This is a genomic window from Pseudomonas sp. NPDC087615, assembly GCF_044743445.1.
Taxonomy (GTDB): Bacteria; Pseudomonadota; Gammaproteobacteria; order Pseudomonadales; family Pseudomonadaceae; genus Aquipseudomonas; species Aquipseudomonas baetica_A.
Genome location: NZ_JBIUWM010000012.1, coordinates 65,757 through 89,942 on the forward strand (window position 1 = coordinate 65,757; position 24,186 = coordinate 89,942).

At 60.6% G+C, this 24,186-nt stretch carries 24 protein-coding genes; 15 read left to right on the top strand and 9 right to left on the bottom strand.

Going from position 1 to position 24,186, the window contains the following annotated elements:
* The first annotated feature begins 105 nt into the window (after positions 1–105).
* Genes ACIOU6_RS08525 through ACIOU6_RS08535 form a run of 3 tightly spaced genes read left to right on the top strand, consistent with a single transcriptional unit; the run spans position 106 to position 2,450 of the window.
* The gene (locus ACIOU6_RS08525) at positions 106–363 is read left to right on the top strand and encodes a DUF2790 domain-containing protein (RefSeq protein WP_401135397.1); all 258 of its coding nucleotides are present in this window, start codon (positions 106–108) and stop codon (positions 361–363) included.
* Between the two features lie 12 nt (positions 364–375).
* Positions 376–1,047, top strand: a complete 672-nt coding sequence (locus tag ACIOU6_RS08530) for a heavy metal response regulator transcription factor (RefSeq protein WP_221734158.1) — start codon at positions 376–378, stop codon at positions 1,045–1,047.
* Positions 1,044–2,450 carry a heavy metal sensor histidine kinase gene (locus tag ACIOU6_RS08535; RefSeq protein WP_221734159.1) on the top strand — a complete coding sequence of 469 codons (1,407 nt, stop codon included), beginning with the start codon at positions 1,044–1,046 and terminating at the stop codon, positions 2,448–2,450. Before ACIOU6_RS08530 ends, ACIOU6_RS08535 begins: the two co-directional genes overlap by 4 nt.
* 24 nt (positions 2,451–2,474) lie before the next feature.
* On the opposite strand, the gene ACIOU6_RS08540 is transcribed toward ACIOU6_RS08535, so the two are convergent.
* The gene (locus ACIOU6_RS08540) at positions 2,475–3,887 is read right to left on the bottom strand and encodes an MFS transporter (protein WP_401135401.1); all 1,413 of its coding nucleotides are present in this window, start codon (positions 3,885–3,887) and stop codon (positions 2,475–2,477) included.
* Between the two features lie 103 nt (positions 3,888–3,990).
* Between ACIOU6_RS08540 and ACIOU6_RS08545 the strand changes: the two genes are divergently transcribed.
* Positions 3,991–4,878, top strand: coding sequence for a LysR family transcriptional regulator (locus ACIOU6_RS08545; RefSeq protein ID WP_401135404.1), 888 nt, complete (start codon positions 3,991–3,993; stop codon positions 4,876–4,878).
* Here the strand turns inward: ACIOU6_RS08545 and ACIOU6_RS08550 are convergent.
* The gene (locus ACIOU6_RS08550; RefSeq protein ID WP_221734162.1) at positions 4,875–5,495 is read right to left on the bottom strand and encodes a cell wall hydrolase; all 621 of its coding nucleotides are present in this window, start codon (positions 5,493–5,495) and stop codon (positions 4,875–4,877) included. The two genes, ACIOU6_RS08545 and ACIOU6_RS08550, sit on opposite strands and share 4 nt — an antisense overlap.
* A 199-nt stretch (positions 5,496–5,694) precedes the next feature.
* Here ACIOU6_RS08550 and ACIOU6_RS08555 point away from each other — a divergent pair, with 199 nt between their 5' ends.
* From ACIOU6_RS08555 to ACIOU6_RS08575, 5 genes are all read left to right on the top strand, one after another.
* Entirely contained in the window at positions 5,695–6,546 is an 852-nt protein-coding gene (locus ACIOU6_RS08555; protein ID WP_401135407.1) for a CAP domain-containing protein, read from the top strand.
* 442 nt (positions 6,547–6,988) lie between these two features.
* Complete coding sequence (gene moaA, locus ACIOU6_RS08560; protein ID WP_221733861.1) at positions 6,989–7,987, top strand: GTP 3',8-cyclase MoaA; 999 nt, start codon at positions 6,989–6,991, stop codon at positions 7,985–7,987.
* Positions 7,988–8,204: 217 nt separating this feature from the next.
* The gene (chrA, locus tag ACIOU6_RS08565; protein ID WP_221733862.1) at positions 8,205–9,548 is read left to right on the top strand and encodes a chromate efflux transporter; all 1,344 of its coding nucleotides are present in this window, start codon (positions 8,205–8,207) and stop codon (positions 9,546–9,548) included.
* A 407-nt stretch (positions 9,549–9,955) separates the two neighbouring features.
* Entirely contained in the window at positions 9,956–11,320 is a 1,365-nt protein-coding gene (locus ACIOU6_RS08570; RefSeq protein ID WP_401135411.1) for a glutamine synthetase family protein, read from the top strand.
* A 147-nt stretch (positions 11,321–11,467) separates the two neighbouring features.
* Positions 11,468–12,751, top strand: coding sequence for an NAD(P)/FAD-dependent oxidoreductase (locus ACIOU6_RS08575; protein WP_401135414.1), 1,284 nt, complete (start codon positions 11,468–11,470; stop codon positions 12,749–12,751).
* A 103-nt stretch (positions 12,752–12,854) separates the two neighbouring features.
* On the opposite strand, the gene ACIOU6_RS08580 is transcribed toward ACIOU6_RS08575, so the two are convergent.
* Positions 12,855–13,640, bottom strand: coding sequence for a DeoR/GlpR family DNA-binding transcription regulator (locus ACIOU6_RS08580; protein WP_221733865.1), 786 nt, complete (start codon positions 13,638–13,640; stop codon positions 12,855–12,857).
* A 251-nt stretch (positions 13,641–13,891) separates the two neighbouring features.
* On the bottom strand, positions 13,892–14,410 hold the full coding sequence (locus tag ACIOU6_RS08585; RefSeq protein WP_401135417.1) for a transporter suffix domain-containing protein: 519 nt from the start codon (positions 14,408–14,410) through the stop codon (positions 13,892–13,894).
* A 118-nt stretch (positions 14,411–14,528) separates the two neighbouring features.
* Here ACIOU6_RS08585 and ACIOU6_RS08590 point away from each other — a divergent pair, with 118 nt between their 5' ends.
* Genes ACIOU6_RS08590 through ACIOU6_RS08600 form a run of 3 tightly spaced genes read left to right on the top strand, consistent with a single transcriptional unit; the run spans position 14,529 to position 18,214 of the window.
* On the top strand, positions 14,529–16,082 hold the full coding sequence (locus ACIOU6_RS08590) for an efflux transporter outer membrane subunit (protein ID WP_401135420.1): 1,554 nt from the start codon (positions 14,529–14,531) through the stop codon (positions 16,080–16,082).
* Entirely contained in the window at positions 16,075–17,199 is a 1,125-nt protein-coding gene (locus tag ACIOU6_RS08595) for an HlyD family secretion protein (RefSeq protein WP_221733868.1), read from the top strand. Before ACIOU6_RS08590 ends, ACIOU6_RS08595 begins: the two co-directional genes overlap by 8 nt.
* Entirely contained in the window at positions 17,189–18,214 is a 1,026-nt protein-coding gene (locus tag ACIOU6_RS08600) for a DUF2955 domain-containing protein (protein ID WP_401135423.1), read from the top strand. The genes ACIOU6_RS08595 and ACIOU6_RS08600 overlap by 11 nt, the downstream gene beginning before the upstream one ends.
* Here the strand turns inward: ACIOU6_RS08600 and ACIOU6_RS08605 are convergent.
* The gene (locus ACIOU6_RS08605; RefSeq protein ID WP_401135425.1) at positions 18,199–18,645 is read right to left on the bottom strand and encodes a hypothetical protein; all 447 of its coding nucleotides are present in this window, start codon (positions 18,643–18,645) and stop codon (positions 18,199–18,201) included. The genes ACIOU6_RS08600 and ACIOU6_RS08605 overlap by 16 nt on opposite strands.
* Before the next feature lie 184 nt (positions 18,646–18,829).
* Between ACIOU6_RS08605 and ACIOU6_RS08610 the strand changes: the two genes are divergently transcribed.
* Positions 18,830–19,450 (top strand): hypothetical protein, encoded by a 621-nt coding sequence (locus ACIOU6_RS08610; RefSeq protein WP_401135428.1) that lies wholly within the window; start codon positions 18,830–18,832, stop codon positions 19,448–19,450.
* 5 nt (positions 19,451–19,455) lie between these two features.
* On the opposite strand, the gene ACIOU6_RS08615 is transcribed toward ACIOU6_RS08610, so the two are convergent.
* The 4 genes from ACIOU6_RS08615 to ACIOU6_RS08630 form a co-directional block, all read right to left on the bottom strand.
* Entirely contained in the window at positions 19,456–20,475 is a 1,020-nt protein-coding gene (locus tag ACIOU6_RS08615; protein WP_401135430.1) for an AbrB family transcriptional regulator, read from the bottom strand.
* Between the two features lie 27 nt (positions 20,476–20,502).
* On the bottom strand, positions 20,503–20,925 hold the full coding sequence (locus tag ACIOU6_RS08620; protein ID WP_401135432.1) for an HD domain-containing protein: 423 nt from the start codon (positions 20,923–20,925) through the stop codon (positions 20,503–20,505).
* Positions 20,926–20,940: 15 nt separating this feature from the next.
* Positions 20,941–21,321, bottom strand: a complete 381-nt coding sequence (locus ACIOU6_RS08625; protein ID WP_401135435.1) for a hypothetical protein — start codon at positions 21,319–21,321, stop codon at positions 20,941–20,943.
* Positions 21,322–21,598: 277 nt separating this feature from the next.
* Entirely contained in the window at positions 21,599–21,838 is a 240-nt protein-coding gene (locus ACIOU6_RS08630) for a hypothetical protein (protein ID WP_221733876.1), read from the bottom strand.
* Positions 21,839–22,110: 272 nt separating this feature from the next.
* Between ACIOU6_RS08630 and ACIOU6_RS08635 the strand changes: the two genes are divergently transcribed.
* A complete protein-coding gene (locus ACIOU6_RS08635; RefSeq protein WP_221733877.1) occupies positions 22,111–23,235 on the top strand; it encodes a DUF6384 family protein in 1,125 nt (374 codons plus the stop codon).
* 22 nt (positions 23,236–23,257) lie between these two features.
* The gene (locus ACIOU6_RS08640; RefSeq protein WP_221733878.1) at positions 23,258–24,178 is read left to right on the top strand and encodes a DUF6384 family protein; all 921 of its coding nucleotides are present in this window, start codon (positions 23,258–23,260) and stop codon (positions 24,176–24,178) included.
* The last annotated feature ends 8 nt before the right edge of the window (positions 24,179–24,186 follow it).

A 24,186-nucleotide genomic window follows, 5' to 3' on the forward strand; every position in this document is an offset into this window, starting at 1 on the left:
TTACAACTTTGTCATTCAGTTGTCGGTTTGCCGTGCGGATCGCTCGGTAGCCTGACGTTGTTCCGGCGCCAATGCCGATCAACTTCAACCACTGAGTGACTCATCATGAAAACCCTGATCCTCGCCTTCTCCGCCCTCCTCGCCACCGGTTCGGTGCTCGCCGCCGACATGCCTGACACCGCAGTGATTCATGACAAAACCGGCTTCATCGTGCATCTGGATGTCGACAAAGTTCTGTCCAGCACCGATATTTCACAGGCCTGCGGGGTAATTCCGGCGCAACTGAATTACCTCGACCATCAGGGCCGTGAACATGTGCTGGACTATCAAGTACAAGGCAGCGGCTGCACCAACGACAATTGAGACGGGTCACCCATGAATATTCTGGTTGTCGAAGACGAACCCAAGGCCGGCAATTATCTGCTCAACGGTTTGCAGGAACTGGGCTACAGCGTGAGCCTGGCCCGAGATGGCGCCGACGGTCTGCACCTGGCGCTGGAACACAGCTTCGACGTGATCGTGCTCGATGTGATGATGCCGAAAATGGATGGCTGGGAAGTCCTGCGCCGGCTGCGCAAGGAAGCCGACACGCCGGTGCTGTTCCTCACCGCCCGCGATGACATTGCCGACCGGGTCAAAGGCCTCGAACTGGGCGCTGACGACTACCTGATAAAGCCGTTTTCTTTCGCCGAACTGGTAGCGCGTTTGCGCACCCTGACCCGGCGCGGGCCGATTCATGAAGACGAACAACTGCAAGTCGCCGACCTGCAGATCGATGTACTCAAACGCCGCGTCAACCGCGCCGGAGTACGGATCACCCTGACCAACAAGGAATTCGCCCTGTTGCAACTGTTCGCCACCCACACCGGGCAAGTGCTGGCGCGCTCGCTGATCGCTTCGCGGGTGTGGGACATGAATTTCGACAGCGACACCAACGTGGTCGACGTCGCCGTGCGCCGCTTGCGGGCGAAGATCGACGACCCGTTCCAGCTCAAACTGATCCACAGCGTGCGCGGGATCGGCTATCGCTTCGATACCCAGCCATGAGCATCAATCGCCCACACTCCCTGACCCTGCGCCTGGCGCTGGCGTTCGCCCTGCTCGCCTTTGCCTCACTCGCCGGGCTCGGCGCGGCGCTGTACAGCGAGCTTGAAGAACAACTCATCCGACGGGACGACACGGCGCTGGTCAGTCGGGTCGATCAGTTGCGCAGTTTCCTCAACGACAGCAACACCCTTGAGCTGATCAAGCACAAACCGGCGCTGTTCCAGAACATGCTCGGCAACCACGAAGCGCTGCTGACCATCGGTGCGCCGGGCCAACCGCCGCTGTTGGTTGTCAATCCCGGCAACCTGGCCACGCCAAATTTGCCGGCGGTGCCGATTGACCGGCCGCTGTCGCTGAACGATGTGCAGCATCTGCCCGACGTCAACGGCGTGCCGTTTTCGGCCGTGGCGGCAAGCATCGATTCCGGCGAACTGGGCAGTCTGCAAGTACAGTCCGGGCGCCTGATGAGCGAGCGCACGGCGATGCTCGCCAATTATCGTTTGAGTGTTTATGGCTTCGCGTCGCTGGCGGCGTTGATGTTGGCGGTGATTGGTTGCTTGCTGGTGTATCGCGGGCTGTTGCCGTTGCGGCGCTTGGCGAACCACGCCCACGGCATCGGGGTCGGCAACCTCGGTGAACGCCTCGACAGCCATGGTGCACCGCGAGAGTTGCAGCCGATGATCGAGGCGTTCAACGCCATGCTCGACCGCCTCGCCACAGGTTTTGCGCAGTTGAGCCAGGTGTCCACCGACATGGCCCATGAACTGCGTACCCCGATCAATAACTTGCTCGGCGAGACCCAAGTTGCCCTGCACCAGAATCGCAGCATCGAGGCGTATCAGCAGTTGCTCGCCTCCAATGTCGAGGAGCTTGAGCGGCTGACCCGCATGCTCGACAACATGCTGTTTCTGGCCCGCACCGATCCGGCCAGTGCCTTGAATCAACGTCAGGAGCTGGACGCGGCCGATGAGGTGCAACGCATCGCCGATTACTTTGAAGGCTTGGCGGCGGATGTCGGCGTGTGCATCGAGGCGCGAGGCAGCGGCGTGATCTGGGGCGAGCCGATGTTGCTGCGCCGGGCACTGGCCAATCTGTGCGCCAATGCAATCAAGTACGGCGCAGCAGATTCGACGGTGCAGGTCGAGGCGTTTGCCGAGGCTGAAGGCAGCTATGTGCGGGTGCGCAACCAGGGCGCGACGATTGCGCCGCAACATCTGGCGCGACTGTTCGAACGCTTCTACCGCATCGACCCGTCTCGCGAGCGCTCGGCGCACTCGAATGGGCTAGGCCTTTCGATCGTCGCGACGATCATGCAGTTGCATCACGGTCGTTACGCGGTGAGCAGCGTCGATGGCGAGACGTGCTTCGAACTGTTTTTCCCCGCCCGCCAATTCCGGGACTGATCCACCGCCAGCGATGGCGGTGGATCAATCACCTGAGATTTTGACTGTGCCGACGCTATCGCGAGCAGGCTCGCTCCTGCAGTTGATCTGCGCTCGGCTGATGATCAGGGCAATGACCATCAGGGCCGTGGCGACGCCGAAGGTCATGTGCAACCCAGTGGCGATAACGGCAGCAGGGGCTTGGGTCGGATCGCCGGTGGCCACGGCAAACACCGCCCCCATCGCAGCCGCCCCGGTGATCAATCCCAGATTGCGCGCCAACCCGAGCAGTGCCGACATCACGCCGCGCTGATCCTGGCTGACCCCAGCCATCAACCCGGTATTGTTGGCTGCCTGGAACAACGCGTAACTGCCGGCGATCACCGCCATCGGCAGCAAATACGCAGACAGACCGAAGCTCATCGGCAACAGCGCTAACAGGCTGCAACCGCAGGCCATTCCGAGCAACGCGCCGGGCACCACTCTCCGTGCGCCGAAACGATCCACCAACCGGCCAGCCGGCACGCCGCCGAACGCCGCCAACAACGGCCCGACCGACAACGCCAGTCCGACCACCGTACTGGTGAGGCCCAACCCACGGCTCAGGTAAAACGGCCCGACCACCAACGTGGTCATCATTACCGTCGTCACCAGTAACGTCAGCGCCAGACTGCCACTCAGACGCAGGTCGGCGAACAGTGACAAGCGAATCAGCGGTGCGTTGGTCTTCATCTCGACCGCAATGAACAATCCCGCGCCGCACAGGCTGATCAGCAGCAACGCCAGGGTGAACCCGTCAAGGGTCATCGCCAACGCATAGGCCGCCAGCGTCAGCATCAATAACCCGGTGCCGAAATAATCAAACGCAATATTCACCCGCGCTGGCCGATCCGCCGGCAGATAGCGATACACCAGCCACGCATTGAGCAAGCCCAACGGCACGTTGAGCAGAAAAATCGACTGCCAGCCGGCATGCGTCATCAACAATCCGCCCAGCGACGGGCCGAGGCTGGTGCCGGTCGCCGACATCGTCGCCAACAATCCCATCGCACTGCCCGCCCGAGACTTGGGCACTGCATCGGCCACCAGCGCCATCGTCAACGCGAACATGATCGCCGCGCCAAGGCCTTGCACCGCCCGTGCGCCGATCAACCAACCCAGTCCCGGGGCCAGCGCGCAGGCCAACGAGGCGGCAGTAAAAATGCCGATGCCGATCAACAGCAAACGCCGCCGCCCGAAGCCATCCCCTAAACGCCCGACACTGACAATCAACGTGGTGATCGCCAGCAAGTAAGCCAGAACGATCCACTGCACCTGTGGAAACGTCGCCTCAAACGCCGCCGCCAGAATCGGCAACCCGGCGTTGGCAATGCTGGTGTCCAGCGACGGCATCAACATCGACAGCGCCAGACTGGTCAGGGCCCAGCGGGCTGTGGTGTTCAGGGGTGGTCGAGGCATGGCGCATTCACTGTGCAACGTTAATGTGTCGTAGCCTGAGCCTCGACAATACAAGGCGCAAGACGCATGCTTTGCACTTAATACATGCACGGAACGCCATGTCATGACTGCACCGGATCTGAACCAGCTGATCACCCTCGACGTGCTGCTGCGTGAAGGCAGTGTCGCCCGCGCCGCCAAATGTCTGCGCCTGAGCCCGTCGGCCATGAGCCGTGCTCTGGCCCGTCTGCGCGAAACCACCGGCGATCCGTTGCTGGTACGCGCTGGTCGTGGCCTGGTGCCGACCCCGCGCGCGCTGGAGTTGCGCGAGCGAGTCAGTCATCTGGTGCAGGAGGCCGAGGCGGTTTTGCGTCCCGCCGAAGTGCTTGATCCCGGCCAGTTGCAACGCACCTTCACCTTGCGCAACACCGATGGCTTTGTCGAAACCTTTGCCGCCGCCCTGCTCGCCCGCATCGCGCAAGAAGCGCCGGGCGTACGCCTGCGTTTTGTGCAGAAAGCCGACAAGGACAGCACACCGCTGCGCGAAGGCCGGGTGGATCTGGAGACTGGTGTGGTCGACGACAGCACCGACCCGACGCTGCACAGCCGTATCCTGTTTGAGGATCGCTGGATCGGGGTGGTACGTCAGGGGCACCCCTTGAGTTCGGGCAAGATCAGCGCCAAGCGCTTTGCCGGCGGCCAGCACATTCTCATTTCACGACGCGGGCGCAGCAGCGGCCCGGTCGATGAAGCGTTACTCGCCTTGGGCCTGACGCGGGACATTGTCACTTCATTCGGCGGATTTTCAGCGGCACTGACACTGGTCCGTGAATCAAACCTGACTGCCACCGTGCCGGAACGTCACACCAGCAAACTGCGCACCGGCCTGCACAGTTTTGCCTTGCCCTTCCAGATGCCGCCAATCAGTGTGTCCATGCTCTGGCATCCGCGCATGGACGCCGACCCGGCGCATCGCTGGTTGCGCAACTGCGTGCGGGAAGTCTGTGCCTAACGCGCATCGCCGCCGGAGGGTTTATAGAACAGGAATTTTTTCGTCTCGGCGGTTTTCCGGTATTCCTTGGCCCAACCCGGATGAACGTTGCGGTCGTGGAAATACAACGCGCCGTGGGTGCGATCCTTGAGCTGACGGTTCAACGCCTTGCCGGCAATTTCCTTTGCCAGCGCGTATTCGGCGTCTTCCTTGACCTGATCCGGCTTGCCATCGCACCACCAGGAAAACTGGCAGGTTTTGGCTTCCGAACCCTGTTTCACCACGGCGCAAACTGTGCCCGGAAAACCTTCATGGCCAAGACGATTCATCACCACGCTGGCCACGGCTTCCATCTCCGGGGTGTCCCTGCCCTTGGCTTCCCAGTAAATACTGCGCGCCAGGCACGTGATCGGATCATCCAGCGGCGCAGCGCCGGCCGGGTCCACCGCCTGAACTTCGGTTGGGGTGATCGCTTCGGATTTTGGCGCCGGAGCAGCGCTGACTTTGTCCGCGGCTTTCTCTTCCAGCACTTGGGCTTTCTCTTCGGCCTTGGCCTGGATCGGCGCCTGATCGGTGGCCATTGCAACGTTGGCTAACAGGGTTAACGCGAAGCAGCCAATCAACCATTTCAATCCCATGTCAGTTCTTCCGGCAGGGCCCGAGTCGGGCAAGGTGTTACGCAGGGGAGACCCCCGTTTTCCGGGGCCTTGGCTGAGTGTAGACGGCAAAATCGCGGGTAACGTTCCGCTGAAAAAACCACCGAATGAAGAAAAAGACATTGCACCCACCGGGGGCGTTTCGCGCATCATGGGTGCATTCAGCTCAAGGGAGATTTCCATGCGCTTCATGCCATCCTTTTTACGCGTTGCCGCGTTGACCGCAGGCATGGCCTTTGCCGCATCGGCCATGGCCACCGACGAGTCGCAATTGATCGAGTCGATCAATAAATACCGCAGCGAACCGCAACGTTGCGGTGCTCAGGCCTCCAGCGAACTGCCACCGCTGTCGAGCGATCCGCGCCTGATTCTGCCCGCCGGTGGCGCCGTCGATTTGCAACAGGCCATGGTCCGCGCCAGTTACCCGATGAACAAAGTTCAGGCGATCACCCTCAACGGCCCACGGGATGCGGCGTCGGCAATGAAGGCGATTCAGGAGAGTTTCTGTCAGGTGGTGCTCGATCCACAGTTCGTCGATGTCGGCGTCAGCCGCGCGGATCGCGATTGGCGGATTGTGCTGGCGCGGCCATTGTTGTCGGCCAAACTTGGCGATGCGCAAAGTGAGGGCCAGAAACTGCTTGAGCAGCTCAATGTCGCTCGCAGTCAGCCACGCCAGTGCGGCGGCCAGGCCTTTAGCGCTGCCGCCCCACTGGCCTGGAACGCAACCCTGGGCACCGTATCCCAGGACCACAGTCGCGACATGGCCAACAACAATTACTTCGATCACAAGGACCGCGACGGCCGCACCCCGGGCGACCGCGCCGAACTCGCGGGTTACAACGGTCAACTGGTCGGTGAAAACATCGCCGCCGGCCAGGACACCGTGCGCAAAGTCGTCGACGGCTGGCTCGCCAGCCCCGGCCATTGCGCCAACCTGATGAACCCGCAATACAAGGAACTCGGCGCAGCCTACGCGACCGACCCGAAAAGCGACGCGGGCATCTACTGGACCACGATGTTTGGTGCTCAATAGCAACGCAGATTAAATGTGGGCTTGCTCACGAAGAGGCCGGCACATCCAGCATCGATGGTGCCTGACCTGACGCCTTCGCGAGCAAGCCCGCTCCCACAGGGGATGGGTGGGTGGATGAGATTTGCGGCTGACCACGATTCAAGGTGGGAGTGGGCTTGCTCACGAAGAGGCCGGCGCATCCAGCATCGATGGTGCCTGACCTGACGCCTTCGCGAGCAAGCCCGCTCCCCCAGGGGATGGGTGGTGTATGTGTCAGTGGGTACTTATTCCCCCTGCGCACATTGTCTGATCGCTATTCATAACCCCGCTGCCAAAAAACATCTGATCATCGACGGTATCAATCAGCCGTTCACTAACAGTGATTGGACGCCACACAACGTTGTCCATAACCTGCGCGGTCTTGTTCCGTTAATCGCGGATTTCTCACTCCTGCGAGGCTGTCATGTCAGAGCGCGTCTTGATCGATGGTTACAACCGCCGCGTCGACTATCTGCGCATGTCAGTCACTGACCGCTGCGATTTCCGCTGTGTCTATTGCATGGCCGAAGACATGCAGTTCCTGCCCCGGCAACAGGTACTGACGCTGGAAGAAATCCATCAACTGGCGCGAAGCTTCGTCGCCCTGGGCACCCGCAAGATCCGCCTCACCGGTGGCGAGCCGTTGATCCGCCCGGGCGTGGTCAAGTTGTGCGAGCAGATCGCTGCCCTGCCCGGGCTGCGCGAACTGTGCCTGACCACCAACGGCTCGCAGCTCGGCAAACTCGCCGCGCCGCTGTTCGATGCCGGGGTCAAACGCCTCAACGTCAGCCTCGACAGCCTCAACCCCGAGCGTTTCAAACAGATGACCCGCACCGGCGATCTGGCTCAGGTGATCGACGGCATCGATGCTGCGCGCAAGGCCGGTTTCACCCGCACCAAACTCAACGTCGTGGTGATGCAGGGCCGCAACGATCAAGAGATCAACGATTTGGTGAGTTTCGCCATTGACCGTCAGCTTGACGTCTCCTTCATCGAGGAAATGCCACTGGGGATCATCAGCGAGCACAGCCGGGCGGAGTCGTTTTTCTCAAGCGCACAGGTGCGCGACAAGATCGCCGAACGCTATACCCTGATCGACTCCGCCGAATCGACTCAAGGCCCATCGCGCTACTGGCGGCTGGCCGAGGCACCGGAAATTCGTTTGGGGTTCATCTCGCCGCACAGCCACAATTTCTGCGGCACCTGCAATCGGGTTCGGCTGACTGTCGAGGGGCGTTTGCTGTTGTGTCTGGGTAACGAGCATTCGGTGGATTTGAAAGCGGTACTGCGCGCCCACCCGGGGCAACCGCAACGGCTGGAGAAGGCCATCATCGAAGCCATGAAGCTCAAGCCGTATCGGCACAATTTTGAAGTGAACGACGACGTTCAGGTCGTGCGGTTCATGAACATGACCGGCGGCTGAACCGTCACTCATCGGCGTAAACGGGATCGCATCACATGTGCGGTTGTGCGCCAGTCGCCAATGGATCAAGCCCTGGCATGATCTGCAGACTCCGTAATACAACGGACAGATCCGCCACAAGCCTGGCGCCACGCGTTGAACATCAAACTGTCTGGCACTCCGTCACAAAAGCCTGATTAGATAGCCGCTCCCCACGGATTCACCTCAGGAGCCACGCTTGAGTACAACGCCCAAAGACCTACCACGCCCCGACCCGGTCAGCCTTCGCGATGCCTGGCGCTTCTGGCTCAAGCTCGGCTGCATCGGCTTTGGCGGCCCCGCCGGGCAAATCGCGATCATGCATCAGGAACTGGTCGAACGCCGGCGCTGGATTTCCGAGAGACGTTTCCTCCACGCACTCAACTATTGCATGTTGCTGCCCGGCCCTGAGGCCCAGCAATTGGCGACCTACATCGGCTGGCTGCTGCATCGAACCTGGGGCGGCGTGATCGCGGGTGTGCTGTTTGTCTTGCCGTCGCTGTTCATCCTGATCGCACTGTCGTGGGTCTACATAGCGTTCGGTGATGTGCCGGCAGTGGCCGGGGTGTTTTACGGGATCAAACCGGCGGTCACGGCGATTGTCCTGCACGCGGCCCACCGCATTGGCTCGCGGGCATTGAAAAACGCGTGGCTGTGGGCCATCGCCGGCGCCTCGTTCGTAGCGATTTTTGCCTTCAATGTGCCGTTTCCGTTGATCGTGCTTGGCGCCGCAGTGATCGGTTATTTCGGTGGACGACTGGCCCCCCAGCGCTTCGCTAACGGCGGTCAGCGCAGCGGTGGAAAATCCTTCGGCGCAGCGCTGATTGACGACGACACCCCAACACCTGAGCACGCACGATTCAGCCTGCACAAATTGCTGAAAATAGTGCTGATCGGCGCAGCGCTCTGGTGTTTGCCGATGGCGTTGCTGACCGCTCTGTACGGCTGGGACGGCACCTTCACGCAAATGGGCTGGTTCTTCACAAAAGCCGCGTTGCTCACCTTTGGCGGGGCCTATGCGGTGCTGCCCTACGTCTATCAGGGCGCTGTCGGGCATTACGGCTGGCTGACACCGACGCAGATGATCGACGGCCTCGCCTTGGGCGAAACCACGCCGGGACCGCTGATCATGGTGGTGGCGTTTGTCGGTTTTATCGGCGGTTATGTGCAACCGGCGTTCGGCCCGGAACATGCATTCGCCGCTGGCGCATTGGCGGCGACGCTGGTGACGTGGTTTACCTTCCTGCCCTCGTTCCTGTTCATCCTTGCTGGTGGGCCATTGGTGGAGTCGACTCACAATGAACTGAAGTTCACCGCTGCGTTGACCGCCATCACCGCAGCGGTGGTGGGGGTGATTCTGAATCTGGCGTGCTTCTTTGCCTACCACGTGTTCTGGCCGAACGGCTTTGCCGGGCACATGGACTTTTTCTCGGTGACGCTGGCGGTTGCAGCGGCGTTGGCATTGTTCGTTTTCAAGCGTGGCGTGATCACTGTGCTGATCGTTTGCGCCCTTGCCGGGCTGGCCTTTCACTTGATGCGCTGAAACGCAGCCAACAAATCTCCCGTTTACACGCCCGTGGATTGCCCCTTACTATCCGGGCACACCGGTCGGCGGGTCAGTCCCGCCACCGACGTTTTCCGCCAACGGAAACACGCGTTATGAGTACGTCACCACAACAACGAAACTCGTTGAACGTCTCCGCTAAGTGCGCCCTCCCTCACAGGGGCCGCGCATGAATCGTATCGTCAATCTCCCCATGGCCCTGCGCCGTTCCAAGCTGCGTCACTCCGCACGCCCGCCGGATATCGCCCTGCCTGTCTGATCGCGCCGGTTAAAAACCGCGACAGCCCCTACTCCTTGATATCCCTGCCAGGACGCCCGCGCCTAATGCCGAGCTGCGTCCGGCCCGAATCTGCGCGCCTGTGCGGCGCCATCGTGAGTGATTGATTATGAAATTCGCAGCCATTGAAGACGCACACCTGTTCCTTGAACAGAACCCCGACATCGACATGATCGAGTTGTTCATCCTCGACGCCAACGGCGTGCCGCGCGGCAAGCTTCTGCACCGCGAAGAGCTGCTCGCCGTGTACGAGAGCGGCCGCCCGTTGCCGAGCACCATCCTTGGCCTGACCGTACAGGGTGATGACGTCGAAAACTCGGGGCTGGTGTGGGACGTCGGCGATATCGACTGCCGCGCCTACCCGCTGCAAGGCAGCCTGGTGCGCTTGCCGTGGCGGCAGATTCCGACGGCGGCGGTGCAGGTCAGCATGCACCCGACCGAAGGCATGCCAGCGAGCATCGCCGACCCGCGTCACTTGCTGATCAAGGTCATGGACGGCCTCAAGGCCGAGGGTTATCACCCGATTATGGCCTGCGAACTGGAGTTCTATCTGCTCGACGCGAAACGCGATCACAACGGCCGTCCGCAACCGGCGCTGGATGCCGACGGTGGGCGACCGCGACACACTCAGGTCTACGGCTTACGTGAGCTGGAGCAGATCGAACCGTTTCTCGCCGACCTCTACAGCGCCTGCAAACTGCACGGCATTGCGGCGCGCACGGCGATCTCGGAATACGCGCCGGGGCAAGTGGAAATCACCCTTGAACACGGCGACGCACTGGAGGCGATGGATCAGGCGGTGCGCTACAAACGGCTGGTCAAAGCCATCGCGCACAAGCACGGCATGCAAGCAACATTCATGGCCAAACCGTTCGATGATCTGGCCGGCACGGGTATGCACATGCACGTCAGCCTCGCCGACGCCGAGGGGCGCAACCTGTTCGCCTCCGAAGACCCTGCCGGCACGCCGCTGCTACGTACGGCAATTGGCGGGATGCTCGCATCCTTGCTCGATTCGCTGCTGTTGTTCTGCCCGAACGCCAACTCCTACCGGCGCTTTCAGGCCAACAGCTACGCGCCTTTGGCGCCGACCTGGGGCGTCGATAACCGCACCGTCAGCCTGCGCGTGCCGGGCGGTCCGGCCAATACCCGGCACATCGAACATCGCATCTGCGGCGCTGACGCCAACCCGTATCTGGCGGCAGCGGCGATTCTTGCCGGCATTCATCGCGGCATTCGCGAGAACCTTGACCCGGGCGCGCCGGTCGAGGGCAATGGCTACGCGCAAGCGAAAGAACTGCTGCCAACCGATTGGCTGACATCGCTGCAAGCGCTGGAAAATTCATCATGGGCCCGCGATGCCTTGGGGCATGAATTTCTTGGGGTGTATCTGGCGGTCAAACGTGCCGAGTACCGGCAGTTCATGGCTGAGGTGGGCGAGCAGGATTGGCGCTGGTATCTGACCGAAGCCTGAAGACTCATCACCGATCCCTGTGGGAGCGGGCTTGCTCGCGAAGGCGTCGTGCCAGTCGACATCAAAACTGACTGATCCACCGCTATCGCTGGCAAGCCAGCGCCCACAATGACCGCGTACCGATTCGAATTTTGTGTGGACACTGACATGACCAATCGCTGCAATTCCTACTACACCGCCACCCTCAACCAGGACACCGATTACCCCACGCTGCAAGGCAGGCACAAGGTTGATGTGGTGATCATCGGCGGCGGTTTCACCGGCGTCGCCACCGCCGTCGAGTTGGCTGAAAAAGGCCTGAAGGTCGCCATTGTCGAAAGCCACAAAATCGGCTGGGGCGCCACCGGGCGCAACGGCGGGCAGGTCACCGGCAGCCTCTCCGGCGACGGCGCGATGCGCAAACAGATGCGCCCGACACTCGGTGACAACGTCGACGATTTCATCTGGCATTTGCGCTGGCGCGGGCACGAGATCATCCAGCAACGCGTGGAAAAATACGGCATCCAGTGCGACCTCAAACACGGCCATTTGCACGCCGCGTACAAACCCGGCCACATGACCGGTTTGCGCAGCGATTACGAAGAAGCCGTGCGTCGCGGACTGGGTGACGAAGTCAGCCTGCTCGACCGCAGCCAGGTACGTGATCTGCTGCAAAGCGAGCTCTACCACGGCGCGATCAAGAACACTCGCAACCTGCATCTGCACCCGCTCAACCTGTGCATCGGCGAAGCGCGGGCGGCGGAAAGTCTGGGGGCGCTGATCTTCGAAAACAGCGAAGTGCTGGAGATCATTCACGGCGCTACGCCAGGTGTGAGAACCGCCCAAGGCCAGATCGACGCCAATCAAGTGATGCTCGCCGGCGACGTCTACCACAAACTGGAACCGGGCCAGCTCAAGGGCAAGATTTTCCCGGCCATGGGCGGCATCGTCACCACCGCGCCGCTGGGCGATCTGGCCAAACAGATCAACCCAGAAGACCTCGCGGTGTACGACTGCCGCTTCGTCCTCGACTACTATCGCCTGACCGCCGACGGCCGCTTGCTGTTCGGCGGCGGCGCCAACTACAGCGGCAAGGATTCACGCGACATCGCCGCCGAACTGCGCCCGTGCATCGAGCAGACCTTCCCGGCGCTCAAAGGCGTGAAGATCGATTACCAGTGGAGCTGCGCGATGGGTATCGTCATCAACCGCATCCCGCAACTGGGCAAACTCTCGGACAACGTCTGGTACTGCCAGGGCTACTCCGGGCATGGCATCGCCACCACCCACATCATGGGCGAGATCATGAGCCGGGCGATCAGCGGGCAGATGGAGCAGTTCGATACGTTTGCCGCGTGTCAGCACATTCGCGTGCCGATGGGCGATTTGCTGGGCAATCCGTTGTTGGCGGTGGGAATGTGGTACTACCAGATGCTTGAAAAATGGCGTTAATCGCACTGGCCTCTTCGCGAGCAAGCCCGCTCCCCCATTGAAATGCATTCAACCTGTGGAAGCAGGCCTGCTCGCGAAGGGGCCTGCATATTCACCGCTCGTCTCAATCTGGTAGCTGCTCGACAACAATTCCCAATCGCCGATAATCCTCGACACTGCCCGACGCCACGTGTCGCTCGGTGATCAGCGTGTGCAACCGATCACACCCCGCCACCACAAATGGCTCCACCGCGCCTAACTTGTCCGCCGTGGTCACCGCGATCACCCGCGCCGCACTGTCGAGCAACGCCTGCTTCACCGGCACCTCATCAAAATGCAGAGACGTAATCCCTACCTGCGGATGAATTGCACACACCCCGGTAAAGGCCAGATCTGCTTTTATCCCGGCCAGCATCCGTACCGCTTCATGGCCACCGGCCGACAGGGTATGCGGGTTCAATTGTCCACCAGCCAGAATCACCTTCACGGCCTTGAACCCGGACAAGGCAATCGCCGTCATCGGCGCCGCCGTCACCGCCGTAATGCGAATATCCGAGCGCAACGAGCGCGCCACTTGCAACGTGGTCGAGCCGGAGTCGAACAGCACAATCTGCCCATCCTCAACCTCTTGCGCCGCCCGTTGCGCTAACCGTACTTTCACCTCGTCGGTCTCGTCCAGCCGCGTGAAATAATCCTTGCCGGTGTCTTTCGGTCGCGGCAACGCACCGCCGTGCACCCGCTGCACCAGGCCGGCGTTGTCCAGTTCGGCGAGGTCGCGGCGGATCGTATCCTCGGACACCGCAAAATGCTGACTCAGCTCAGAGGCCATGACCTTGCCGTCACGTTCAAGGATCAGAAGGATTTTCTGTCGGCGCAGGGACGGGAGTTCAGAGCTGCTGTGATCGCGCATGGTTCTGCCTGTTTATGCTTGTAGTTGCAGGTTTGCCGAAACTAACCAAAGCCTCGGGCAAACACAAACCGGCGGGTATCAATTGTTTCGATCATTGGAATCAACAAGCCGAATTTTTTCTTTGCATTCAGCCTGTTCAGAATGGCCCCACTCTAAACAGGCTCAGGATGAACACCTTATGAATCTCAATTTCGCGTTTGCTTGCATGATCGTCGTGTCTTTCGCGATTGCCCTGGGCCACGGCTGAGGTATCAGACCGACGCAACCCGAGCCTTGCGCACAAACAGCGCGTGGGCCTTCTCCCAGAAGTTGCCGCCCAGCACAAAGAAGCTACCAACGAATATCAAATCACCGAGCAATTGCAGTTGCCAAAGATTGGGCCGCAGCCCCGGCCAGAAGTTATCGACATACGGCTCCAGAAACGAGACAAGCAACGGTAGGCAGAACATCACCACGCCCACTCGATGGCGCAGCGGCCCGACCTCGTCGGCCGGGGTTGGAATCATCCCCGAGACATAACCGCCAATCGTGCGCTTGAGTTCGGCGAATCCGGCCTTGCCCATCACCGCGATCACCAGCAGCAACAGTACCTTGTTGCTGATAAACAGCACTCCGGTCAGCGCCGCGACTTTCGAACCGGGCACATCAAGGGCCGCGGCCAACGGCACCATCAGCCACGAACCGAGCATCAGGCAGATAATCGCCACGCCGACCTTGAAGCGCCAGTTGGCGGTGGAGGTCGGTGTCACCGGATCTTGGGCTGTGTCCATGGTTGCGTACCTGTTTTGACGGGAGCCGTTGCCTGAAAAGCGTAGCAGCAGATTCGCCCGAACAGCCTGCAATACGCGGTCTATGCTCCAGTGATATTTGCGACCGGGGACACACGCAATGCCTGCAACGACAGCCCTGCTGATGCGGCCACGTCACCTGCTGATGCTCGGCGCCCTGAGTTTGAGCGGCTGCGTGCGCCTGGGGCCGGACTTTCAGACGCCGGGCGAAGCGTGGAGCAAGCAATGGAACAGCGCAGCGCTGGAGCAGGCCAGCGAACGTGCCGCCCAGCCGGATCTGCGCCAGTGGTGGCAGGTGTTCGCCGACCCCGTTCTCGACCGACTGATTGCAGAAGCCGACGCGCATAACAGCAGCCTTAAAATCGCCGGTCTGCGAGTGCTCGAAGCCCGCGCCCAACTGGGCATCGCCCAAAGCGGCCGCTACCCGCAACTGCAACAGGTAGGGGTCGACAGCCTCTACATTGACCGCCACCAGTCCGGCGGCAGCAACCCGCAGGATCTGCATTTCTGGCAACACAGCGCCGCGTTCGATATCGGTTGGGAACTGGATTTCTGGGGCCGCTTCAGCCGTGCCATCGAATCGTCCGACGCCAGTTACTTCGCCGCTCAGGCCAACTACGAAGACGCGCTGGTGCTGTTGCGCGCGCAAGTGGCCGACACCTATTTCTCCCTGCGCACCACCGAAGCCCGGCTGCGTGTCGCCCGGGAGAACGCCGTCCAGCAAAAGCGCAACTTCGAGATCACCGAAAAACTCTTCACCAGCGGCCAGACTGCCGAACTCGACCTGCAACAGGCAAAAACCCAATACCTCGGCACCCTGAGCAGCATTCCGGCGTTCGAAGATCAGCTACTGCGCACCCGTAACGCCCTGGCGGTGCTGGTCGGCCAGCCGCCCGGTGGCGCGGCGTTGCTGGCCGAACAAACCGGGCTGATTCCGTTACTGGATCGCGCGGTGCTGCAAGACGTCCCGGCCAATCTGCTGTTGCGTCGTCCGGATATACGCGCGGCAGAACTGAACGTCGCCGCGCAATCGGCGCTGGTCGGTGTCGCCGAAACCGATCTGTACCCGTCGCTGACCTTGCTCGGCAGCATCGTCTGGTCCAGCGATACCCTCGGCGCCACCCCGCGCAGCCTCGATCTGATCGGCGGCCCGAGCCTGCGCTGGAACATCTTCGATTACGGCCGTATCCGCAACAACGTGCGGGTACAGGACGCGCGCTTGCAGCAACTGATCGAAGCCTACCGCGACAAGGTACGCCAAGCCGCACGCGAGGCTGACGACGCCGCCAGCGGCCTGAGCAAAGCGCTGGAACGCGAACGCATTTTGCGCGAGGCCGAAGGCGCGGCGCGGCGTTCCCTGGCGCTGGCCAACACGCAATACCGCGAAGGTTATTCCGACTTTCAGCGAGTGCTCGATGCACAACGTGCGTTGCTCGAATTGCAGGACAACTATCTGGTCAGTCGCAGCAACGCCGTGAGCAACCTGATCGCCCTCTACAAAGCCCTCGGTGGCGGCTGGCAAAGCAACGCGCCGCCGATCGACGAGCCGACCCGACAGCAGATGCAACAACGCACTAACTGGGGCGATATGCTCAGCGCGCCGCCCGCCCAACCGGTGTATCCCCTTCCATCGCAGGTAAGCCGCCATGACTGACGCCGCGCCTCCAGCGCCCGCCCCCGCTCCAACGCCGGCCGATCCAGCGAAAAAAGGCATCCGCTGGGTGCTGCTGCTGATCGTGCTGAGCCTGGCCTGGTATCTGCTCGCCGACCGCTACACGCCCTACACCCAGCAGGCGCGGGTCGGTGCGTTCGTGATTCCGGTGGCGGCGGAAGTCGCCGGTCGGGTGATTCGGGTCAACGTGCGCAACAACCAGGATGTAAAGGCTGGCGATATCCTTTTCGAACTCGACCCGCAGCCGCTGCAAATCGCCGTAGACCGAGCCAAAGCCGATCTGGAATCGACCCGTCGACAGGTCGGCGCGAGCACGGCGGGTATCGCCTCGGCGCAGGCTTCATTACGGGCCGCGCAAGCCAATGAACTCAAGGCACGCCAAGACAATCAGCGGCTCGAAGGTTTGTACAAACAGGATCCCGGCACGGTGTCCGTGCGACTTCTTGAAGTGTCGCGGGCCAACCGCGAACAAGCCGTTGCCCAAGTCGCCGCCGCCCGCGCCGAAGTGCAACGCGCACAGGAACAGGAAGGCGGCAGTACGGACACCAACGCCCAACTACGCAGCGCGGCTTCTGCACTGGCCAAAGCTGAACTGGACTTGTCTAACACCCGCATCGGCGCACGCTCTGCAGGTTTGATCACCGATCTGCGCACCGACGTCGGCCAGTTCACCGCCGCCGGTAGCCCGCTGATGACATTGATCGCCATCCATGACGTGTGGATCAGCGCCGATCTCACCGAAAACAACCTCGGCCGCGTACAACCGGGCACGCCAGTGGCCATCGTTCTCGACGCATTGCCCGGTGAAGTCCTCGACGGTCGGGTGCGCAGCGTCGGCTACGGCGTCAGCGTCGGCCAGACTCCCGCGCCCGGCACCCTGCCGAGCATCCAGAACAGCCGCGACTGGCTGCGCCCGGCGCAACGTTTCCCGGTGATCATCGAGTTCTCTGAAGAGGCAAAGAAACACCTGATCGACAGCCGCGCGATCCGTGCCGGTGGCCAGGCGGAAGTCATGGCCTTCCCCACTGAAGGCAATCCGCTCAATCCGCTGGGGCGGCTGTTTGTCGGCCTGATGAGCTGGCTGTCGTATGCCTACTGAACGCAGCGTCCCGGCGCAACGGGCCTTGCGTCTGGCGTTCGGCACGGCGCTGTGCACCGCCGCCAGTTATGCGTTGGCCTTGCCGCTAGCGTTTATTTCACCGGTACTGGCGGCGCTATTGCTGGCCAGTTTGCCTCGGCCATTGCCACTAAAAGGCGCATTGGTGCTGGCGTTAGTTGCTGCGCTGACGACGAGTATTGGCCTGCTGCTAGTGCCCTTGCTGCGTTATTACCCGGTGAGCGGCGTGCTGTTGATCGGCCTCGGTTTGTTTCTGGTATTTCGCTTCGGTCTGCGTGGCGGCAATCCGTTGATCGTGACCTTTCTGGTGATCGGCATGACCATGATCTGCGCCGCCGGGTTTGCCGAATTTGATCTGGCTATGGCGGTGATTGGTGCGCTGGTCAAAGGCTTGTTACTGGCGGTCGCGGTGGTCGGTGTCAGCCACGCGGTGTTCCCGGAACGACCCGACAGCCCCGTTCCACCCAAACCGCCCACCTTGCCCGACGACGAAGTCCCGCGCGTGGCGCTGCGCGCCACCCTGATCGTCATGCCGACGTTTTTACTGGCTCTGAGCGACCCGGCCAGCTACCTGCCGATCATCCTCAAAGCCGTCAGTCTCGGCCAACAAACCTCTACCCCCAACACCCGCCACGCCGGGCGCGAACTGCTCGGCTCGACCCTGCTTGGAGGCTTGCTGGCTGTGCTGCTCTGGTGTGGTTTGAGCCTGTTCGTGCATGTGTGGATGTTCTTTCTGTGGACGCTGCTGTTCGGGCTATGGCTGGCGCGCAAGCTCTATCGCCTGAGCCCGACAACGTTCAGCCCCGGTTTCTGGCTCAACACCCTGGTGACGATGATCATCCTGCTCGGCCAATCGGTGCAGGACAGCGCGGCAGGCAAAGACGTCTACAGCGCCTTCGCCGTGCGTATGGGCCTGTTCATTCTGGTGACGCTCTACAGCGCGTTGATGATGCACCTGCTCGCAGCGCACAAACCTCAGCGTCAAGGCGTGACCTGATAGCCGCGCCCTTGCAGGCACCCGGTGTAGGTACTGGAACTCGCCGCCGCATTGGTCTTGCTCTGTGCGCGCCGATCCTGACGCTGCCGCGCACCACCGACCACAGCGCCGGCGGCAGCCGATTGCCCGGCGCGGTTTTGCCGGTAATCCTGTTTACGGTTGTCGTCCACCGCATCGTAAAACTCGTCATGTTGACGGCCGCGCACCTCAGCCGCTGTTGCACCGGCCGCAGCACCCACCGCAGCGCCCTTCAGACGACCGCCGGTTTGTGGGGTTGATGTCGTCGAGGTCGAGGCAACGGAGTGGCAGTCGTTGATGTCGATCTGGGTTTGTTGCAAGGTCTGACCCTTGAGCGGGACGACGGATTCGGCGCTGGCTTGAGTGGTGAAGATGGCAGCGATCACGAGTGGGACGAACGTTGTGCGATTCACGATTACCTCCGGCGGGCCTAGGGGTGGCTGTGAGGCGGGGTAATCAGGGAGTGTAGTTCAATGTGTTCGAGGAGGAATGCTTAAGAGGAGAGGATACTGACCTCACCGTTATGGAATCAGTGGCTCGCACTCGCCGTTATGGATACCATCCCGACACCCTCAATTTCGCCGATCACGGATCTCGATGCGTCGTTTACTCAGCCGAATCGCCGCACTCATCCAGCCTGAGGCAAAGCCATTTTTTGCCGGATACAGCCTAAAGGTCCTGCAGTCGTACTTTGTGACGCCGTTGTCGGTCGCCAGCCTGCCAAACCTGCCGATGATGACGTCGCTGGAGCAATCCGGAGTATCCGCCTGTTACCTCTCACTTCTGACTGAAAAAAACGACGTCAGCCGTTTCCGGCAGTGGGTCGACTCGTCCTTCCAAAAGGCAAGGGAAAGCACATTCAACGGCCTGCGCACCTTTGAATATGAGGAAGTCTTGAGCCAGGAGCGCTTGATTTTCTTCACCGCCAACCAAGCGTTCAACACGGTCACGATTCATTTAGTGACTAACAGCGCGAGGTTCCTCGACTTGCTGAACCACGAAAAACTCGCTGTCCCCCCACCGTGGGTTGCCTTCGAAGGTTACAACCCCTCGTGGTGGGGAGGCAGTATGCAAGGAGCCCAGGGTTTCTATAACGACGGTTATTTCCTGCCGTTTTTTACTCGCTTGAGTGACGCTGAAAAACAGCGCTACTACGCAAGATTCAATGCCAGCGCCGCGTGGATCGAACAACTGGAGTTGATGTACGGCGACGATTGATTCGTTCAGGCCCCCTCCCGTACTCGCCGCACCTGCACCCACAACGCCGGCGCAAAATGCAGCAGCACCATCCGCGCCAAGTGGTGAGTGAGGATAAACACCACATTCAGCCCGCCCGCAAACGCGACAATCGCAATCGTCTCGATCGCCCCCGGCATGTACGCCAGCCATAGCGACAACGGATCGCTGCCGAGCAATCGCGCCGCCACTTCGGCAAATGCCGCCGCCACCACGATCATCAACCCGACCGACACTAGTGCCGTGCGGCCATGCAGCCCCAATTCCTTGAAGCCCAAACCCTGAAACCGCGAACCGATCCGTACACCGAGAATCAGCGCCGCCAGATTCAAGCTCCAGCCGGGCATGTGAAAACCGTGCAACCAGCCTGCTTTTACAAAGACTGCGGTGATGATGATCGCCGTGAGCATGAAGGGCGCCGGCACGCCGATCACCAGCAGCAATCGACCGAGCACGACGCTCAAGCCGATTACCGAGCAAACCGTCAACGCCATGCCGGTGGTCAACGGATCGCTTTCAACAGCAGCCACCGACACCGGCCCCGGAATCAAAAAGCTCACCAGCACCGTGATCAGCAGTAACCGCATCAGATGCACGATGATGACTTTGCTCGACGCCTTCTCCGACTCCAGCAGATCAAACACCGCCGCCAGCGCCCCCGGATACACCGCGAGTAGCGCATCCGTGCGATTCCACCCTGCCCCACGCGTCAGCCACCAACCGGCCAGGGCGATCTGCACCGTCAAGCACAGCAGCAACACGCCAAGGCTGGGCAACATGGTCGACGCCGTTGCGCTGTCCCACGCTTCGAACATCAGCCCGGTGGCGATGCCCAGCGTGACTTGGATGTAGCCCAGCCCATAAGGCGTCGCGGGGGCGAAACCCGATTTCGTCACGACCAGCGCAGTAACGAGGATGGACCCTAGCAGCAACCCATGCGGCACACCGAGGGACTGCAACACGGCGCCAAAACCGGCGGCGATCAACAAACACAGAATGGATTTCATATTCGCCTTCCTGGCTATTCAAATGGCTTAAGCGCGCAACCGTCCAATCGCGCGCCGATACTTCTCGATCCGTTCCAGATCCTCCCAACTCGGCGAGGCGATCCGCGACAGGTCGCTGTTCTCTTCCAGATCCGCCAGTTTCACCACCCGGCCAATCGGGTTCTGCGCCGCGCGATCGACGAAATCCTCATAGGACTCACCCGGTACTTTGGTTACCGACGCAATAGCCGTCAGCACCTCCTCGCTGAAGCCTTCCGTGCGCAAATGATCCAGGCTGATATCGCAATCCTCGACCACATCGTGCAGCACCGCGACGATGCGTTCTTCCAGCGTGGTCATCCGCAACATCACTTTCAGCGGATGCAGAATGTATGGTGCCCCGCCCTTGTCCACCTGCCCGGTGTGCGCGGTGGCGGCGATGGCGATGGCGCGTTCGAGTGTCTGGGTCATGGGGATTTCCTCGGGTTAGACGCCGTAACGGCCGCCGACGTGGATGTTGCGTTTGAGCCAGCCGCCAATCGCTTTCAACCGACCGACCGGCTCGGCGTGTTGCTTGAGAATCATGCCAACTAACGTCGCCTGATCCGCACCAGGATGTGCATCGATCAACTCAGCGACCCAGGCACAATCAGCCTTCTTCAAATGCTCGCGCCACTCACCGGGCCAGGCCTCCAGCTCATACAGCGCCAACCAGCGCGCACCGCCCTGCCCACCATGCCCTCCGGCCGTCGACTGTTCGAAGCAGAAAGGCGTGGACGCTCGGGACAGGTCGATGTTGAAAATGTAGACGTCGTGGGTTGGGTGCTGCGACGTGGGGGCGTTATTGCGGCTGCCGATTTCGATCATGCGCGGATCCATCCGTGGCGGGGCGTTACAAACTGTTTCCTGCATACCATCACGGATTCACCTCGCCATGGCAAATCAAAAATAAGCCGAATCGGGACAATCAATGTCCGATCACGCTTAAAAATTTCCGCCCTGCACATAGGCCGTCCATGAACTTTTCTTTAAAATGATGTCAATGTGATATCGCCGTTTGTCTTTGGTCATGCGGCATCACTCAGCGTCAGGCTGTTTCCTGACAATCATGGAAGTACCCCCGATGAGACTGATTCTCGTGATGTTATTGATGTTGAGCGGCTACGCGCACGCCGGTTGTGAAAACATCAAAGACGATGACCAACGCAACTATTGCAAGGCCAAGGAAGGCTGGGGTGGCTGCCAGAACATCAAAAATGATGACATGCGCAACGCCTGCAAATCCGAAGCTGAAGGTAGCGATAGCTGTGGGAACATCCGCGACGATGATCAGCGCAATCTCTGCAAAGGCAAGAGAGGCATCGACAGCTGCACGAACATTCACGACGATGACCTGCGTAACTTGTGCAGGGCACAACAAGGTCGGGGTGGCTGCCAAAACATCAAAAACGATGACATGCGCAGAGACTGCAGAGCCACGACCAATGGCTGATGGGTGCCACCGACGCCACTGCCCCCAATAGTCGTTCCGGCCCGGTCATCTCGCGAGTAATGTTTGCCCGCCTCTGGCACGAGGCGGGCACTCGGGATTGACCGCTCGGTATACTCCCCCGCCATGCTTGCCCCGCATCACGCCTCAACCTGGAAAGGACTCCGATGAGCAGTATTCCACTCTCCGAACAAATGGGCGCAATGGCCTTGGTCGATGAGTTGCGCCATCAGCAGAAACAGGTTCAGGAACACCTCGATCTGCCGCGACGCCGAGCCGAAATTGCCGAGCACATTCGCACCTATTACCAGAACCACAACATCGTGTTCGACGACAACCTGATCGAACAAGGCGTGCGTCAGGTGTTCGCGCGTCGTCTGCTGCTGGAAATGCCGCCCGTGGGTGCAATCGACACCTGGCTGATCAACTCGTTAGTCCGGCGCTCCGGTGTGATCAAAACGCTGCGAACCTCTGCCATGGTGCTATTGGTCATTGCCTTCGCGGTCTACAAATTCACCAGCCCGACGGTTTACAGCCCGGCCGAAGTGAGCGAGGTCAGCACCGACGCCGCGATTGTCCGCGATGATCGCAAAAAGCTGTTCCAGGAGGTGGACAAGCAGCGTGGCGCCGTAGAGGCCCTGGCTCGCAGGCTGGCCGAACAACCGGACCCGCAGGCCAGCGTATTGCTGCAGCGCGCCCGAAGCGCGCTGCCGGCTACCGACGTACGCACGTCTATCGGTCTTTCCGAACCCGTCACATCAGCAAACGCAGCCGCGATCGAAATCCGGGTCAAAGAACTCAAGGAGAGCCGGTATGCAGTCAACCGGTCTCTGTACGAAGTTGAAGGCAATGTGAAGTATGCCGGACGTATCCTCGACACTCGCAATGACCTTAAAGCAATGCTGCAAGACCCGAAATTTGCCCTCGGGATTGCCCACTCCAGCAATCTGGACCAGCGCCTGGCGGAAGTCGACCAGTTGCTCAAGCAAGTCAACGGCTACGACAGTAACCAGGATGCACAAGCGGCGTACAACGATCTGCGTGGCGATCTCTGGAACTATGAACAAGACATGCTCAAACTGCAGTCCATGCGCTACCGCTCGCTGAAAGAGCGCATCACCTCCCGCTGGGTACCGGATGAAATCCGGACCCAGTTGCGCAGAAAAGTCGAAGTCATCCACCAGCTCCTGGAAGTCGGTGACTCGATGGCCGCCGAGCGAAAAATCAATCATCTGATCAGTTCGATGAAAGATGCAGGCTACTGGCGCCGCTGGGGTGGTTCGGGAGAATGACAGATTGAAAAGAACGCCCCCCATGAGCAGCACCGCACTCTCCGAGCAACTGAAGGCGATGGCGTTCATCGACAAGCTGCGCCATGAGCAAAAGCAGATTCAGGATCATCTGGACTTGCCCAGCCGTCGCGCGGACATCGCCGAGCGCATCCGCGCCTACTACATCAGCAACGCCATCGAGTTCGATGACAAATTGATCGAACAGGGTGTGCGGCAGTTTTTCGCCCATCGCCTGATGCTGGAGATCCCGGCACTCAATGGATTCAATACGTGGTTGGTCAAGTGGCTCAACCGCCGCGGCGCTTCGCCGGCGAGCGTCAAACCGGCAGACATACGCCTGGCACCACTCATTCTGCTGATCCTGTTATCCAGTGCGCTGATCCTGTGGGCGAATCACCACTATAAGGATGCCGGGAGAGTTGACAACATCGTCAAAAATGCCTGGGCGATGCGCGACAAAAGCTTCGAGTTGAACAAGCAAGTGCAGTCAATAACCAAACGTCTCGCGGTGTTGCGCAAGAGCAACGCCGAACACCCGAGCGCGAACATCGGCCGTTTGCTCCAGCATGCGCAGTCCAGAATGCCAACCAGCGCTTTCCGCACGGACCTTGGTGTGGATATAAAAATCACCAAAGACAATCTGGACCTGGTGGAATCGCAGTTCATGACATTCAACGCGCAGCAACGGCGGTTCGACACCGACTCTGACCTAATCTACAACGACATGAAGTATGCCGGTGCAATCATCTGGATGCGCCAGACCCTGCGTGACATCCGCCAGGACCCGAAGAATGTCGCCAGGATCGAACAATCCAGCAGTCTGAAACAGCGACTGACACTGCTCGGGCAACAGCTTGAGCGCATCAACAACGAGAAGACTTACGGCGATGCGTTCTCCACGTTCCGAGATATCGACGATGAGCTGTTTGGCATCGGTCAATAAACCACCGA

What these genes read in the sequence shown, in the direction of transcription:
- ACIOU6_RS08530 (WP_221734158.1), top strand. Translation starts at nt 376, where the DNA reads ATGAATATTCTGGTTGTCGAAGACGAACCCAAGGCCGGCAATTATCTG.
- ACIOU6_RS08555 (WP_401135407.1), top strand. Translation starts at nt 5,695, where the DNA reads ATGCGCTTCATGCCATCCTTTTTACGCGTTGCCGCGTTGACCGCAGGC.
- ACIOU6_RS08575 (WP_401135414.1), top strand. Translation starts at nt 11,468, where the DNA reads ATGACCAATCGCTGCAATTCCTACTACACCGCCACCCTCAACCAGGAC.
- ACIOU6_RS08540 (WP_401135401.1), bottom strand. Translation starts at nt 3,887, where the DNA reads ATGCCTCGACCACCCCTGAACACCACAGCCCGCTGGGCCCTGACCAGT.
- ACIOU6_RS08570 (WP_401135411.1), top strand. Translation starts at nt 9,956, where the DNA reads ATGAAATTCGCAGCCATTGAAGACGCACACCTGTTCCTTGAACAGAAC.
- ACIOU6_RS08620 (WP_401135432.1), bottom strand. Translation starts at nt 20,925, where the DNA reads ATGACCCAGACACTCGAACGCGCCATCGCCATCGCCGCCACCGCGCAC.
- ACIOU6_RS08610 (WP_401135428.1), top strand. Translation starts at nt 18,830, where the DNA reads ATGCGTCGTTTACTCAGCCGAATCGCCGCACTCATCCAGCCTGAGGCA.
- ACIOU6_RS08615 (WP_401135430.1), bottom strand. Translation starts at nt 20,475, where the DNA reads ATGAAATCCATTCTGTGTTTGTTGATCGCCGCCGGTTTTGGCGCCGTG.
- ACIOU6_RS08600 (WP_401135423.1), top strand. Translation starts at nt 17,189, where the DNA reads ATGCCTACTGAACGCAGCGTCCCGGCGCAACGGGCCTTGCGTCTGGCG.
- ACIOU6_RS08635 (WP_221733877.1), top strand. Translation starts at nt 22,111, where the DNA reads ATGAGCAGTATTCCACTCTCCGAACAAATGGGCGCAATGGCCTTGGTC.
- ACIOU6_RS08625 (WP_401135435.1), bottom strand. Translation starts at nt 21,321, where the DNA reads ATGATCGAAATCGGCAGCCGCAATAACGCCCCCACGTCGCAGCACCCA.
- ACIOU6_RS08595 (WP_221733868.1), top strand. Translation starts at nt 16,075, where the DNA reads ATGACTGACGCCGCGCCTCCAGCGCCCGCCCCCGCTCCAACGCCGGCC.
- ACIOU6_RS08545 (WP_401135404.1), top strand. Translation starts at nt 3,991, where the DNA reads ATGACTGCACCGGATCTGAACCAGCTGATCACCCTCGACGTGCTGCTG.
- ACIOU6_RS08640 (WP_221733878.1), top strand. Translation starts at nt 23,258, where the DNA reads ATGAGCAGCACCGCACTCTCCGAGCAACTGAAGGCGATGGCGTTCATC.
- ACIOU6_RS08550 (WP_221734162.1), bottom strand. Translation starts at nt 5,495, where the DNA reads ATGGGATTGAAATGGTTGATTGGCTGCTTCGCGTTAACCCTGTTAGCC.
- ACIOU6_RS08590 (WP_401135420.1), top strand. Translation starts at nt 14,529, where the DNA reads ATGCCTGCAACGACAGCCCTGCTGATGCGGCCACGTCACCTGCTGATG.
- ACIOU6_RS08585 (WP_401135417.1), bottom strand. Translation starts at nt 14,410, where the DNA reads ATGGACACAGCCCAAGATCCGGTGACACCGACCTCCACCGCCAACTGG.
- ACIOU6_RS08525 (WP_401135397.1), top strand. Translation starts at nt 106, where the DNA reads ATGAAAACCCTGATCCTCGCCTTCTCCGCCCTCCTCGCCACCGGTTCG.
- ACIOU6_RS08535 (WP_221734159.1), top strand. Translation starts at nt 1,044, where the DNA reads ATGAGCATCAATCGCCCACACTCCCTGACCCTGCGCCTGGCGCTGGCG.
- moaA (WP_221733861.1), top strand. Translation starts at nt 6,989, where the DNA reads ATGTCAGAGCGCGTCTTGATCGATGGTTACAACCGCCGCGTCGACTAT.
- ACIOU6_RS08580 (WP_221733865.1), bottom strand. Translation starts at nt 13,640, where the DNA reads ATGCGCGATCACAGCAGCTCTGAACTCCCGTCCCTGCGCCGACAGAAA.